Annotated in this window: 8 protein-coding genes; 2 read left to right on the top strand and 6 right to left on the bottom strand. The window is 40.5% G+C overall.

Features of this window, described 5'->3' with window-relative positions; all coding sequences use genetic code 11:
* Positions 1-14: 14 nt before the first annotated feature.
* From SLH46_RS07090 to SLH46_RS07065, 6 genes are all read right to left on the bottom strand, one after another.
* Positions 15-1,511 (bottom strand): DUF1593 domain-containing protein, encoded by a 1,497-nt coding sequence (locus SLH46_RS07090; RefSeq protein WP_320280472.1) that lies wholly within the window; start codon positions 1,509-1,511, stop codon positions 15-17.
* 11 nt (positions 1,512-1,522) lie between these two features.
* Positions 1,523-2,386: an alpha/beta hydrolase gene (locus SLH46_RS07085; protein WP_320280471.1), complete on the bottom strand. Its 864-nt coding sequence runs from the start codon at positions 2,384-2,386 to the stop codon at positions 1,523-1,525.
* A gap of 459 nt (positions 2,387-2,845) precedes the next feature.
* Positions 2,846-4,438 (bottom strand): RagB/SusD family nutrient uptake outer membrane protein, encoded by a 1,593-nt coding sequence (locus SLH46_RS07080; RefSeq protein WP_320280470.1) that lies wholly within the window; start codon positions 4,436-4,438, stop codon positions 2,846-2,848.
* Between the two features lie 20 nt (positions 4,439-4,458).
* Entirely contained in the window at positions 4,459-7,836 is a 3,378-nt protein-coding gene (locus SLH46_RS07075; RefSeq protein WP_320280469.1) for a TonB-dependent receptor, read from the bottom strand.
* 95 nt (positions 7,837-7,931) lie between these two features.
* The gene (locus SLH46_RS07070) at positions 7,932-9,107 is read right to left on the bottom strand and encodes a FecR family protein (RefSeq protein WP_320280468.1); all 1,176 of its coding nucleotides are present in this window, start codon (positions 9,105-9,107) and stop codon (positions 7,932-7,934) included.
* 113 nt (positions 9,108-9,220) lie between these two features.
* Entirely contained in the window at positions 9,221-9,784 is a 564-nt protein-coding gene (locus SLH46_RS07065; RefSeq protein ID WP_320280467.1) for an RNA polymerase sigma factor, read from the bottom strand.
* Between the two features lie 577 nt (positions 9,785-10,361).
* On the opposite strand from SLH46_RS07065, the gene SLH46_RS07060 reads away from it, so the two are divergent.
* Together SLH46_RS07060 and SLH46_RS07055 are read left to right on the top strand one after the other, a co-directional pair.
* On the top strand, positions 10,362-11,846 hold the full coding sequence (locus SLH46_RS07060; RefSeq protein ID WP_320280466.1) for a cellulase family glycosylhydrolase: 1,485 nt from the start codon (positions 10,362-10,364) through the stop codon (positions 11,844-11,846).
* A 36-nt stretch (positions 11,847-11,882) separates the two neighbouring features.
* The gene (locus SLH46_RS07055; protein WP_320280465.1) at positions 11,883-14,720 is read left to right on the top strand and encodes a TIM-barrel domain-containing protein; all 2,838 of its coding nucleotides are present in this window, start codon (positions 11,883-11,885) and stop codon (positions 14,718-14,720) included.
* The last annotated feature ends 68 nt before the right edge of the window (positions 14,721-14,788 follow it).

Here is a 14,788-nt window from a genome sequence, read left to right as displayed (position 1 = left end):
TTAGTTTTATTGATTTAATTAATATGAATTACAACTCTTTGAAATCGTGTTAATGAAGGACTTCCATCATCAGAAACTTCCAGTATCATATGTATGGTTTCCCCGGTTTTAGCATCATCCGGAATTCGAAGTTTTATCTGTTTTTGGGCGGCTGATTTTACCTCAACTTTTTGGGGATAGGTGCCGGCTTCGACATAGTTCCACCACCTGTAAGTTAGCTCATCGTTATCAGGATCGGTTGCTCTCCCCCAAAGCGTTATCAAATCTCCGGCTGTGGCCTGAACCGCGTTAATTTCTGCCTCCACCATGGGGGCATGATTCGCCGTTTTATAATCGGTTACACACCAATCGGCACGGGTTGCAAAATCGTTCTGAATGGTCTCTAACCAGCGCAATTGCGGATAGGCGGTTTCTTCCTTGCCTGTTTCCGGATTAAAATCTGTGACATCATTGCCATCTTCCCATCGATACAAGTTAGTTTCAGATTGTTTGAAACGACCACCCAAACCACCAAACGTTGGATCATCGTAATTTTCCAATCCAAAATTTAGCAAGTACAAATACGAAGGGCTGTCGCCTTCCGAAATAAAATCGTACTGTTTTCTACCGTTCTTTTTCACTTCCTCCATACTTCCGTGTGTATGGTCCGGATCGCCGGCAATGTGTTGTCCATCACCCCACAGATAGTAATTTTCCATCAGTGGCCCGTGGTTGAATTTTATATTTTCAGAAAACCACTCGCCTTCCATAAATGGTTTCAGGCTTTCGGGAACCACCTGCGGCCACATATAAGCAAAACTCCAGAATTGAGCCGAATTGTAGATTACTCTTACTTCCGGCCAGTTGGGCTCCACGTATTTTTTGTAAGTAGCATCCTGATCAAGCACGGTGTAGATTACTGTTTTTTTCGACACTTTTTTGTAAATGTCTTCCCACTCTGTGGTGCCTTTGTACTCTTCTTCGATGGATTTTAGCGCTCTTGCCAAAGTATTTGTTCCGCCCCAGATTTGAACATAAACAGGAGCCTCATCGTCGTCGAGTAAAATATTCTTGATGAATTCCGAGCCTTCAGTTACTTTTTCCATTTCGCCTTCAAACTCGATATTCCCCACACGGATAATACTTTTCAGGTATTCCGGTGTTGGATAATCAGGATCGTGCTGAACAAGGTTGGGATAAACCGCTGCGTACTTACTGATCAGTTTCTGCATCCAGGTGGTACCGGGCCAACGTAACGCTGTACGTTCTCCGTAAAAACGTTTGGTCATTTCCATTTCAGAAACGAAAGTGGTGCCTTTCCCGTCGCCTTTGTAATGCCACTGCGAACTGCTGTAAACAAGGCCTTCAACATCCAGATTGTTTGTGTAAAGCAAAAAGCGAATAAACGAATCCATATCGTCCACCTCACCATCGGTTGTTACAATGGTGCGTGGTTTCTGCTGTGCATTTACGTGAAATGCAAAAGCAAAAAACGCTACAAACAAAATGGTAATTAAAAGCCGTCTTTTCATTCTCCTAATTATTACTTATCCCGATAACAATCGCTTATAAACGGAAGAGCGATATACAATGCCGAGTGCCAGTATTCCCATGTGTGGCCACCATCGCGGACACGTAACTGGTAAGGAATTTGTTTTTCGCGCATGGCAGCAATAAATTCCATATTCAAATCGAAGGTAAAATCGTCGTCGCCACAGTCGACAAACCAGCTAAGCGTTTTTAAAGCCTCTACTTTTGAGGCATCTGCATTTTTTATAATCTCCACACAATTATTGTCGTTAACCAGCTTTTGCATTTTTTGCATTACCGGATCGTTTGGATCGATAAAAGGCAAATCCATCGCATACAAATAACCGCTCATTTCGTAGGCTGCACAAAATAACTCAGGATGACTTGTAGCATAAACAACAGTTCCGCCACCTCCCATCGACAAGCCTGCAATTGCACGGTGTTTCTTATCGGCAATAACGCGGTAATTCGATTCGATGTAAGGAATCATTTCTTCGAAAAAGTAATCCTGATAACGCCACTCGGGATTGTTGAAATAATTCATAAAAGTCTTTCCTGCTTCCGGACAAACAATGATCATTTCTGCCGCTTCATTCGATGCAATCAATTGATTTGCAACATCTCCAACATGTCCTCTTCCCGGCCAGTCTTTATGACTCCCGCCACCGCCATGCAGCAGATACAAGATTGGATACGATTTGTCCGTATTCTGATCGTAACCGGCAGGTAAGTATATGGAGTACTCCCGATCTTCGTTTAAAATTTCAGATGGCATGGTTTTATATTCCACTCTTCCCGCACCCGGCATTTGAGCCGCCAGCGACGACACAATCAAACTAAACACAACAAGAGGAAACAGTTTTAATGAGATCTTCATTTGATTTATTTAAGGTGTTTATTAACTGTTAATCAGTTAAATATTGTTATTGATCGATAAATTTTGAAGTCTTCCAAACTGGACTGAATTTACAAACAATGATGCTCTTGCGGAAGAGAGTAACATGGTAAGCAGAAAAATTCGTTTTTTCATAATCTGGTTTTAGTTAATTTTAAAATCGTCCTTTTTTCTTTTAGTTGATATTTAGAACGGGCCTTTGACTACAAATATGCCAATATGTTTAAGTGACACATTGAAAAATATTCAAAAAAAACGGAGTTTTTTCGTATTGTGGAAATTTTCTGATTTAGATCAGAAATTCATTGCCAGGCTTAAATAGAAACAAAGGATTAGAACAAAACGACTTACGCTGTATTGGGCTTTTGTTTAAGAAAAAAAGGATTGATCCATCTTAAAGCTAAAATTGCTTTTCCGGACCAATCCTTCCTATTCAAATTTTTAGTATCCCGGATTTTGGGCTCCTTCCAAAGCCGTATTCACGGTCATTTCGTATTCAGGAATAGGTAACAATTCGTTTTTACCTTGTTCATAACCGGCACCTTGTGGCTCGTAATAACCTCCCGAACCATTCGGAACTTGTTTACCTTGATCTTTAAGCGCTTCATAAGCATCTCCCCAACGCTGAAGATCCATGTAACGAACCATTTCAAAAGATAACTCAAGCTTTCTTTCGGTTTTAATATCGGCGAAAAGAGCAGTACCTCCTGTGGTAACAGGATCAAGACTTACTCTGTCTCTTACCATATTCACATAAGTTCTGGCTTTTTCATCGTCAGCACCGCTCTTACGGTTATAAGCTTCTGCAGCCATTAACAGCACGTCGGCATAACGAATCATACGTACATTGGTTCCAACGTTTGAAAATTGTGACCATGCATCGGCACCACCACCTTCTGACAAGTAACCCAGGTATTTCATATCGAGGTAACCATCAGAACCGTAAGGTACATAACCTGCAGGTGTTTGATAGGATGCTCCTAGCATTGCCAGCTCATCCGGACCAATAACTGATGCTGCCCGGCGTATATCGTCGCCAGCTTCAACATATGCATCGTACATTTCTTTATGTGGATTGATAAATCCCCAAGAGAAAGGGAAAAGATCGAGCATAAAGAAGGTCATTGCCGGTAGATATTCCGGACGAGGACCATTCATTACTACCCAACCTGAAAGACCACTTTCGCCACCAAAAATGCTGGCATAACCTAATGTTGATGTATAGTTTAATTCAAAAACTGATTCAACACCATGTTCTGCGTCCTTCCGTAAAATTTTTGCGTAATCAGGGTAAAGATCATATTCCCCGGAATCGATAACTTTTTGGAATGTAGATGCTGCTTTATCAAAATCTTCCGTAAACAAATAATGTTTCCCCAACATAGCCTGAACAGATCCTTTGCTTAACAACTGCTGATAGGTAGCAGGCATTGCACTTCTTACTGGTAACGCAGCAATAGCTTCAGTAAAGTCAGCTTCAATTTGGGCATTAATTTCTGCCATTGGCGTACGTGGCTGATTGTATTCATCCGGATTTAGATCATGTAAAACCAGCGGAACTTCTCCCCACAAATTGGTTAAATAAAAGTAGGCATAACCACGTAATGCTTTAGCCATACCAATAAACATTGTTTTATTATCGGTATCAGGCTCGGTATTGTCAATTACCAGGTTTGCACGATTTATACAATTGTACATCCATGAATAAAAGCTTCTGATAGCAGAAGTTGTTGGTGAAAATCGATACTCATTAATTTCTTCCAGAGTACCCCCGTTATCACCACGGGCACCACCACCGGCATATGATTCATCTGATAAACCGTTCAGCATATACATATATGACCATCCAGATCCTCCTTGCCATTCGTCGAAAACAGCCATCAGTGCTTCAAAAACCTGATCGTCGGTCTGGTAAAATGATTCTACTGTTTGAACTCCTCTTTGCTCGTATTCCAGAAAATCTTCTGAACATCCAAAAGACAACAGAACAAGTACAATGAAGATCTTCGAAAATTTATATATCATAGTTTTCATTTGCATAAATTTTAGAATGATTAAAATGTAATATTTGCACCGAATAAATAGGTTCTGGTGAATGGGTACATTCCCCTGTCGATACCAAGACTATTTACGGTTGATGCACCTACCTCAGGATCTACTCCCGGATAGTTCGTAAAAGTGTGTAGATTCTCAACAGACACATACAACCTTAAGCTGTTAATAAATGCTTTACTAACAAGGCTTTTAGGAAGTGTATATCCGAGTTGTACTTGTTTTATTTTCAGATAATTTCCTCCAAATACCATCAAATCGCTATGCCATGCATTCGATTCGGTTGCAGCACCCGGCATTGTTGCATCAGTGTTACTTGGTGTCCAGCGATCGTCGAAATAAACCTGAAGTTTATTAAAGTTCAGGCGGTCGGTTCTAACCATACCTAACATTACATCATGACCTGATGCTCCTTGCAGGAAGGCTTTAAAATCAAATCCTTTGTACGACAGATCCAGGTTTAAACCATACATTACTTTAGGAATACCACTACCGATGTATGTTTTATCCTCAGAACTTACAGTTTTAACTGTTTCGCCGTCTTTGTTGATGTACAATGGATTTCCTGTTTCAGGATCGATTCCGTTGGTTTTATAACCATAGAAGTACCAAATTGGATTACCCACATCAAAACGGGTAGCTGTTTCAAGGTTAATTGAAGCACCTGTTAAATAAGGTTGGTTCGGGTTCATGTAGGTTACTTCGTTATGAAGTGTCGACAGGTTACCGCTGATATTGTAGTTAAAATCGCCTAAACTGTTCCGGTAACTTAAATCGAACTCAAAACCGCGGTTTTCAACGTTACCGGCGTTAACTGTTGTTGCATCGTTTCCGGCAATAAGCGGAGGCGTACCGGTTGTTAACAGGTCTTTGGTTTTTTTGATGTAATAATCGGCAGAGAAAGAAATACGATCTTGTGCTGCACGAATTTCCAAACCAATATCGGTTTGCTCACTGGTTTCCCACTGTAAATTCAGGTTACTCAGGTTTGCAGGAGCTGTTGCTGTTCCCATGCTTGATGATTCAGTACTCACCCAATAAGGATATGCTCCGGTAGTGGATAGAGGCGCTCCGTACTGGTAACCACCAAGGTTCGACAAGCTACCGTTCTGTCCCCAGCTACCACGAATTTTAACAAAACTGATTGGTGTTCCTTCAGGGAAGAAATTCTCATTTGAGATAACCCAACCTGCTGATACCGCCGGGAAAATACCCCATCGTGTATCTACTGGAAGAATATCAGAACCGGCACCGTCTCTACGTAAACTTGCCTGGAATAAATATTTATTATCGAACTCGTAATTTACACGACCAAAGTACGATACCTTGCGTGTAAGTGTTCTTGAACTGCTAACATCGTCTGATGGGTCGGCAGCAAGGAATTGAAGATCGTCGTACAACGGGCTGTCCTGAGTTAGCGGACTTCCGCTTGCGCTCAAGGTATTCAACCTGCGTTGGTCTGATGACATACCGGCAAGGAAAGTCATATTGTGCTTATCTATTCGCTTGTTGTAGATTGCAAAATTTTCCCACTGCCAGTAAGTTGTCATATAAGTGGCCTCGCTTACGCTTGACTGCAAATTGTTGGTTTGCGCATCGTAGTAATAAACAGGATTATAGTTATGCGAACGCACGCCTGAAACATTTCCACCAAATCTGCTGGTGATACTTAAACCTTCAATTGGTGAGAACTCAACAAATACGTTTCCGAATAAATTGTTCCTTTCGGTTAAAGGATAAGTTGCATCTCTTGTAACAAATGGGTTTGCAGTACTGGTAACATACTGAGAAACACCGTAAATATTTCCGTCAGGATCTTTTAGGAAGTTGTATCCATTATCAATACCATCCTGTACAACCGAAGGAATTTCACTTTCACTCTTATAAGAAACCGGAGTTAACGGATCGAGCATCATTGCACTGGTGATAACCGAAACATACTCACTGTTTTCAGCAACCGATTTTAGACTTGTTTTTGAGAAAGTAACATTGTGCCCTACTTTTAACCAGTCTTTTACTTTGTAGTCGGAATTGAAAGTAAAGGTATAACGTTTATAATTGTCTTTATCGCCAACAACAACTCCATCCTGATCGAGATAAGAAGCTGAAAGCATAAACGAACCTCTGTCGCTACCACCCGTAAACGACAAATAATGTTTTTCGGTTGGCGATGCTTCAAAAATTTCACCCTGCCAATCGGTATCATAAGGATCACTCAAAGCCGATTCCGGCAATGTACCTGCTTCGGTCATGTAAGTTTTGTAATCAGCAGCATTTAACACATCCACCTTACGGGCTTGTGTTTGAATACTGTGTTGAAATTCGTACATAACGCGGCCTCTTCCGGCTTTACCTGATTTCGTGGTAACCAGAACAACACCGTTAGCACCCTCGGCACCATAAATTGCAGCTGATGCAGCATCTTTCAACACCTCAATATTTTCAATATCATTTGGGTCAATAGTACTTAAATCCGGAACTTTTGTACCGTTTACAATGTAAATTGGTTCCGATGAACGGTTAGAACCATATCCCCTGATTCGAATATTCATTGCAGCCCCTGGTGCTCCTGAATTTTGAATTACCTGAACACCTGAAGTTCTTCCTTGAAGTGCCTGTTCCGCCCTTGCAATGGATTGATTTTGCAGATCTTCTGTTTTAACACTGGAAATAGATCCGGTTACAACGCTCTTTTTCTGAACACCATAACCAACCGCTACAACTTCTTCGAGTCCCACTGTTTCTACTTCCAACACTACACTTATTTCCGTTTTATCGCCAATAGGAATTTCCTGTAATTTCATTCCAACAAACGAGAACTGTAATATCTCGGCGTCATCATCTACTTCAAGTAAATAATTACCGTTCAAATCGGTAATTATACCAACAGTAGTACCTTTTACCACCACCGAAACACCGGGTAATGCCTCACCGGTTTCATCGGTTACAGTTCCCCTTATCTGCTTTTTTTGCGGTATAGGTTCATCAAGCTTTGTGGGTTCTGCTTTTTCTATTTCTGCCGGAACAATAATGATTACTTTATCCCGGACTTCATAAGTCATGTTTGTTCCTTCCAGACATTCGTTCAGAATTCCTTCAACCGTAGTTTCAGAAAAACTACAACTTATATTGTCAAGTTTTTCAATGTCATCTACATTGTATACAAAGGTGAATTCGCTTTGCTCCTTAATGTTTTTGAAAAGATCCTGTAATGTGCCATTTTCGATGTTTACATTAAGGCGAGTAGTCTGCGAATAAGAACTCGCTGTTGCCTGTAGAATCATACAACATATTAACACCAAGGTTAGTCGCATAATTAAAAATAGTTTTCGAAATTTTTCGCGGTACCGAAAAATTTCAGTTACGTTACTTTTTTTCATAAGTTTACACTGTTTTAGTTTATTAATTTCATTTCTGCGGTCACAGAAATGGTCAACTATTACAACGGGAAATATTGGCGTATTTCCCGTTTCATTTAATCAAGTTCTAAAATGTTTATGGTTTCATTGTTTAGTTCAAATTTTACTTTTTTAGTTAATTCAATTATTTCGGTAATTTTCGAAATCTCATCGTAACGTTTTACGTCTACAGAAAAACGCAAGTTCTTTAGTGCATCATTTTGGTACTTCACATCAATATTATACCACCTGGCTATATCGGAAAAGATCTCGTCGAGCGTATTGTCCTCAAAAAATATCCTTCCTTCTTTCCAGGCGATATAATGATTTACGTCAACCTTTCTAACTGATGAGTTTCCTTCACCTGTTAGAAATTGCTCGCTTGGTTTAAGCAAAAAAGTCTGTGCTGTCTGTGTGCTTGTTACGTTTACTTTTCCTCTTACCAATGTTGTGGCGGCTTCATTTTCGTTATCAAATGCTCTAATGTTGAATGCAGTTCCAAGAACATTCACCTTCATTTTGTTCGTTGACACTATAAACGGAACCTCTTCATTATGAGCCACGTCAAAAAACGCTTCTCCATTGATAAATACTTCTCTTTTGTTTTTGGCGAAAACAACCGGGTATTTTATGGTAGTTTCTGAATTTAGCCAAACATGTGTTCCGTCAGAAAGCGTTAGCTGATATTCCCCACCTCTTGGAATTTCAATTGTGTTGTACTGTAGCTTTCGCTCGCTTACACGTTTTTCGCTTGGCGTATATACAACCTTATTCGTATCCGAAGAAATAGTTGTTCCATCCAACTCCTTGATCTCTGTTTTTTTATTCTCCAGGCTTACAACGGTTCCATCGGCAAGTTTTAAAATTGCTTTGCTTGTTCCGGGTTTAATGGCAACCTGATGACTGATGTCTTCCTGCGGGGAAGAGAAATTGTATTGAAATAAATAATAGGAACCCACTAGAATTACTAAAACAGCTGCTACACGCATTATAACATGCGATAATTTTATCGTTTTAGTTGGGGTGATGCGCTTTTCAAAAGCAGAGTACGCTTTTGCTGTATCAAGTTTTCCAAGTTCTTTTAAACTGGAAGTGAGGTTGTCGTCGTATTTAAGTTTTTCGTAAAGGAAGAAATTTTGGGAATCCTGCGCGAACCAATCCTCTAACTGCTCTTGTTCCTTTTCAGTTAGTGGCCGCTCCTTCTCTGCAAGAATAATCTCGGCAATAATATGACCCTGCTCGAACGTATTCATTCCCAGCTCAATTAGATTAGTGTAGTTAGTTACTTGCTTTTATGCAAGCTGTTATTTGTATAACACCAAAGTGTAGGAAAGCGGGTGACGGAAAAACAATGTTTTTTCAGAAATTAGAATAAAAGAGTATAAAATGCCGGGCGAAGGCTGGTTCGCAATATTCCGTACGACCTTAGTTTTAAAGACTTTACAGTATTAATTGAAATCCCAGCAATTTTTGCGATTTCCGAATTAGTAAATCCCTGCATGCTCAATAAAATTATTTTTCTGCGCTCAGGCGACAATTCATAAATAGCATTATAAATCTGACGATGCACCTCTTCTTCAATCATTATTTGCTGAATGGAAGGATCTCCGTTTTCAACCTTTTCAAGTAAACTCAGTTCAACACCATCAGCGGTCCTTTTTCTACCGGAGTTACGCAATGCATTTAAACTGGCATTTTTGGCCGATAGATACAAATAAGAAATAAGCGCACTTTTCGAATTAAATTTTACATCGCTATTCCAAAGCTTCACAAATAATTCCTGGATGATATCTTCTGACTCCGACAAACAATTGGTAATACGATAGGAAAAACGGCACAACGATGGAAAGAAGTAATCGTATAAATATTTGTATCCGTCCTTTCTTTTGAGGTTCACCAATTCTATTACATGATCGTCGGATGCGTTCATATTCAGTTTAGATAGATGAGTAGTTCAATACAAATATAAAATTTTTGTGTTACCAAGACACATTGAGAGCAATTTTCTTCTCCCCTATTGGCATATTTTTGCCGATTTTTTTGATAAAATGTTGTTACATTACCCAAAAACAGGGTTCAAACCTGGCTCTTACCCCCTCAACTCCACCACTCCTACAACTAACTGATTTAATATTACTTACAAGAAGATAAATCAAATAAGAATCACATAAAAATATGGAATTAACATTTTATACACCTGCTTTTAACATTTTATACAACATCTTTAACAAAGTAGGCCCTAAAGCGAAACAAAACCTCCTCAGTTTTTCAGCAAATCGCCATAATTTTATCCTGGCAAACGAAAGTGTTGCTAAACCAATAAACTGTATCAAATGATATAGGAACTTGTATTAATCAAGAATCACTCCTATCATTTCCAGATAACAATAGTTTAGTTAGGTCAAAAAAAAGAAAGTTAGTTAGTTAGATGTTTTCTACGGATTTAAGTTCCTTCGGGCAGGTTAATACGGGCCTGCCTGAAGCTTAAATCCACTTTAAAATTGACTATGAAATCAAACCTGAGATACGTACTTTTCATTCTGAGTTTAGTGTTTTTGTATAACTGTTCAGAACCCGGTGGTGAAGAACCGGAACCAACAGTTACAACATTGGCAGCACAACCCGCAACTTTATTATTTGAAGCTGCCGGAGGTACAAAAACCATCTCGGTTACCAGTAACACTGTATGGAGTGTTTCCTCTTCTGAAACCTGGTGTACGCCGTCTATCACATCTTCAAAAGCCAACGCTTCAGTAACTATTACAGCAGATGCAAGTTACACGACCTCTAAACGCGAAGCATTAATTACGATTTCGGCAAACGATGCCGACGATGTTTTTGTTTCTGTAACACAAGAAGCATACGAAACCGACCCGAAATACGCTGATTATATTGAACCGGATAATACCGACATGCGCAACATTACCGCATTCGACCTGTCGCAGGAAATGGTAGCTGGGTGGAACCTCGGCAATACGCTTGAATCGCTAATTATTACTAACGGACAATTATCAGGTAGCGAAACTTCGTGGGGAAATCCGGTGGTTACACAAACACTTATCGACTCGGTGAAAGAGGCAGGTTTTAACGCCATTCGTATCCCGGTTTCGTGGTCGCATAAAATTGAAGACGAAAGCACATACCGTATTAGTGATTCGTGGAAAGAACGGGTTGAAGAAGTGGTTAACTACGCTTTAACCGCCGATATGTATGTTATTATGAACATCCACTGGGATGGCGGTTGGATGGATCATCCCGACAATGCACATAAAGAAGCTATAAACACGAAATTAGCTGCCCTGTGGAAACAGATAGCTATTCATTTTCGTGATTACGACGACAGGCTGTTATTTGCAGGTACCAACGAAGTGCATGTTGAGAACGACTACGGAACACCAAGTGCCGCGAATGTTGAAGTTCAAAACTCGTTTAACCAGACATTTGTAAATACCGTTCGGGCAACCGGAGGAAGAAACGCATATCGTCATCTTGTTATCCAGGCTTTTAACACAAATATTCAGCACTGTGTCGATTTCCTTATTATGCCGGAGGATGAGATAGCCGATAAACTGTTTGTAGAAGTACACTATTACGATCCGTACGATTTTACACTGCAGGAAGGAGATGGATACACAACACAGTGGGGACAAAATTTTGCCGGCAGCGATGTTTCCAGCTGGGGACAGGAAGATTGGGTTGATGCAACTTTTGCCAAAATGAAAAGCAGCTACAACGATCAGAACATTCCTGTAATTTTAGGTGAATTTGGTGCAATATTACGTTCCGATTTAACTGCAGGTTTGGAAGAACATAAACAATCGAGACTCGATTATTTAGGATATGTAACAAAAGCCGCTAAAGCCAATGGAATGATTCCATTTTACTGGGACAGTGGCTACACCGGAAACAACGGAACAGGCATTTTTAACCGTAATGATGGCAGCCAGGCATTTCCCGAAGTGGTTGATATACTCGTTAAATCTGCACAATAATCCATAACTTGAATACAAAACAAATATCTATACAAAATGAAGCAATTATTTTTATTTATGTTGATCGGTATTTTGGCCGTTTCCTGTTCGCAAAAGAACTGGGAACAAACCCAGGATGCCGTTATCGTTTACCCGCAGCAAACGGGTGACCAGGAAGTTAAAGCAATTAAAATCACACCTGTACACGACGAAATCATACGGGTTTCAGCCAGTGCAAGCAAATCGTTTAGTACCAGCGAAAGTCTGATCACCGTTCCACAGAAAGAGACAGTTTCGTTTCAGGTTAAAGAAGATGGAGATAAGCTGATCGTATCTACTGCAAAAACCAAAGTTGAAGTTTCTACCTTAACCGGTGAAGTCCAGTTTTTAGATGAAAATGGAAATGTAATTCTTCAGGAAAAAGAAAATGGCGGTAAATCGTTTGCTCCAATCGAAGTGGATGGTGTGAGTGCTTATACAACACGTCAGGTATTTGAATCTTCAGACAACGAAGCTATATATGGGCTGGGACAGCACCAGGCTGACGAAATGAACTACAAAGGAAAAAACGAAGAGCTCTTTCAGTACAACACCAAAGTTTCGATACCATTTATTGTATCTACAAAAAACTACGGAATCCTTTGGGACAATTATTCGCTAACACGTTTTGGCGATCCTCGTCCTTATGGTCAGATCGATCAATTCAAACTATTTGACGCCGAAGGAAACGAAGGTGGTTTAACAGCTACTTACATCGATAATAACCAGAACGATCACGTTTTTACCAGTCGTATTGAATCAACCATCGATTACGAAAACCTGGAAACCATTGAGAACTTTCCGGCCGACTTTAATTTTAACCAGGCCCGTATTGTTTGGGAAGGTGACATTCAGCCGGAAGAAAGTGGAATCTTCCACTTCCTGTTGTATTATGCCGGTTACACCAAAATTTGGGTAAATGGCGAATTAATGGCCGACAAATGGCGGACAGCCTGGAATCCATCGGTTGCGAAATTTCAGTACGACATGAAAGCCGGTGAAAAATACCACATAAAACTGGACTGGATTCCGGATGGAGGTGTTTCGTATATCGGTTTAAAAGCATTGTCGCCGGTTGCTCCTGAATTGCAGGACGACATCTCGTTCTATTCTGAAATGGGCGATCAGATCGATTACTACTTCATGAAAGGAAACAGCATGGACGACGTGATCAGCCGTTACCGCACAGTTACCGGAAAAGCCCAGGTAATGCCAAAATGGTCGATGGGTTTCTGGCAAAGTCGTGAGCGTTACAAAACTCAGGAAGAGCTGGAAAGTACGCTGAAAGAATTCAGAAAAAGAGAAATTCCTATCGACAATATTGTTCAGGACTGGTCATACTGGGAAGTTGAACAGTGGGGAAGCCAGGAGTTTGATAAAGCACGTTTCCCTGATCCAAAAGGAATGGTAGACATGGTTCACGATAACAATGCACGTTTATTGATTTCTGTGTGGCCTAAATTTTATTTGGGAACCGAACATTACGACGAATTCGACCAAAACGGCTGGATGTATAAACAAGCCATTAACGACAGTATCCGCGACTGGATTTACCCAGGTTACATTGGTTCGTTTTACGATGCATACAGCGAAGGTGCCAGAAAACTTTTCTGGGATCAGATTAACGAGCATTTATACTCATTGGGTATCGATTCGTGGTGGCTTGATGCAACAGAACCGGACATCCTCTCAAACGCCAGCATGGATTACCGTAAAGAGCTGATGAATCCAACAGCATTGGGACCATCAACGCAATACTTCAACGCATTTGCATTGATGAATGCCAAAGGTATTTACGAAGGTCAGCGTGATGAAAATCCTAAAGACCGTGTATTTATTTTAACACGCTCGGGTTTTGCCGGAATGCAACGCTACGGAACAACTACCTGGAGTGGCGATATTGGTACAACCTGGGAAGATATGAAAGCTCAGATTTCTGCAGGTATCAACTTCTCGATGTCGGGACTCCCCTACTGGACAATGGATATTGGAGGTTTCTGTGTTCAAAAGAAATTTGAACGCGCCACCGAAGGCAGCGAAGCCATGAAAGAATGGCGCGAGCTAAATACCCGCTGGTACCAGTTTGGTGCATTTGCGCCGCTGTTCCGCGTTCACGGTCAGTATCCGTATCGCGAAATCTACAACATCGCTCCTGAAAGTCATCCGGCTTACAAATCGATGTTGTACTACAACAAATTGCGTTATCGCCTAATGCCATATATTTATAGTATAACCGGTGCTGTTTACCACGACGATTACACGATTATGCGTGGATTGGCGATGGATTTTGCCGACGATCACCGAGTGTACAATATTGGCGATCAGTTTATGTTTGGCCAGTCGTTGCTGGTTTGCCCGGTTTACGAATACAAAGCCACAAAACGCGATGTATATTTCCCGAACAACACAGGTTGGTATAATTTATACACCGGCGAATACCTGGCCGGAGGTCAGAAATTGAGTGTTGAAGCGCCATACGAAAGAATGCCACTTTTTGTAAAAGAAGGTTCTATTATTCCTGTTGGTCCTGAAATTCAGTACACCGACGAGAAAAAAGATGCTCCTATTGATATTTACGTGTATGCAGGAAAAGATGCTTCGTTTAAATTGTACGAAGACGAAGGCACAACATACGCTTACGAAGGTGGTGAATTCAGTACTATCGAATTCACTTACTCTGAAAAAGATAACAGTTTAGTTATTGGAGCGTGCACAGGCGAATATCCTGAAATGGTTAAAGACAGGGTTTTCAATATTATCAAGGTATCGAGCGACAAACCGGTTGCTATGCTTGGTAAAGCAAAAGACGTTAGGACGGTTCACTACCAGGGCGAAGAAGTCGTGGTAGCATTATAAACAAGTTTAGTTGATTTGAATAACGGGAAACAGAATTTTTATTCAGTTTCCCGTTTTTATTTTTATGC

It is taken from the genome of Draconibacterium sp. IB214405 (assembly GCF_033963885.1).
Lineage (GTDB): Bacteria > Bacteroidota > Bacteroidia > Bacteroidales > Prolixibacteraceae > Draconibacterium.
This window is presented reverse-complemented; position numbering and strand designations above follow the sequence as displayed.

Bases quoted from the DNA above. Each gene is read 5' to 3' on its own strand.
- SLH46_RS07090 (WP_320280472.1), bottom strand. From the start codon at position 1,511: ATGAAAAGACGGCTTTTAATTACCATTTTGTTTGTAGCGTTTTTTGCT.
- SLH46_RS07085 (WP_320280471.1), bottom strand. From the start codon at position 2,386: ATGAAGATCTCATTAAAACTGTTTCCTCTTGTTGTGTTTAGTTTGATT.
- SLH46_RS07080 (WP_320280470.1), bottom strand. From the start codon at position 4,438: ATGAAAACTATGATATATAAATTTTCGAAGATCTTCATTGTACTTGTT.
- SLH46_RS07075 (WP_320280469.1), bottom strand. From the start codon at position 7,836: ATGAAAAAAAGTAACGTAACTGAAATTTTTCGGTACCGCGAAAAATTT.
- SLH46_RS07070 (WP_320280468.1), bottom strand. From the start codon at position 9,107: ATGAATACGTTCGAGCAGGGTCATATTATTGCCGAGATTATTCTTGCA.
- SLH46_RS07065 (WP_320280467.1), bottom strand. From the start codon at position 9,784: ATGAACGCATCCGACGATCATGTAATAGAATTGGTGAACCTCAAAAGA.
- SLH46_RS07060 (WP_320280466.1), top strand. From the start codon at position 10,362: ATGAAATCAAACCTGAGATACGTACTTTTCATTCTGAGTTTAGTGTTT.
- SLH46_RS07055 (WP_320280465.1), top strand. From the start codon at position 11,883: ATGAAGCAATTATTTTTATTTATGTTGATCGGTATTTTGGCCGTTTCC.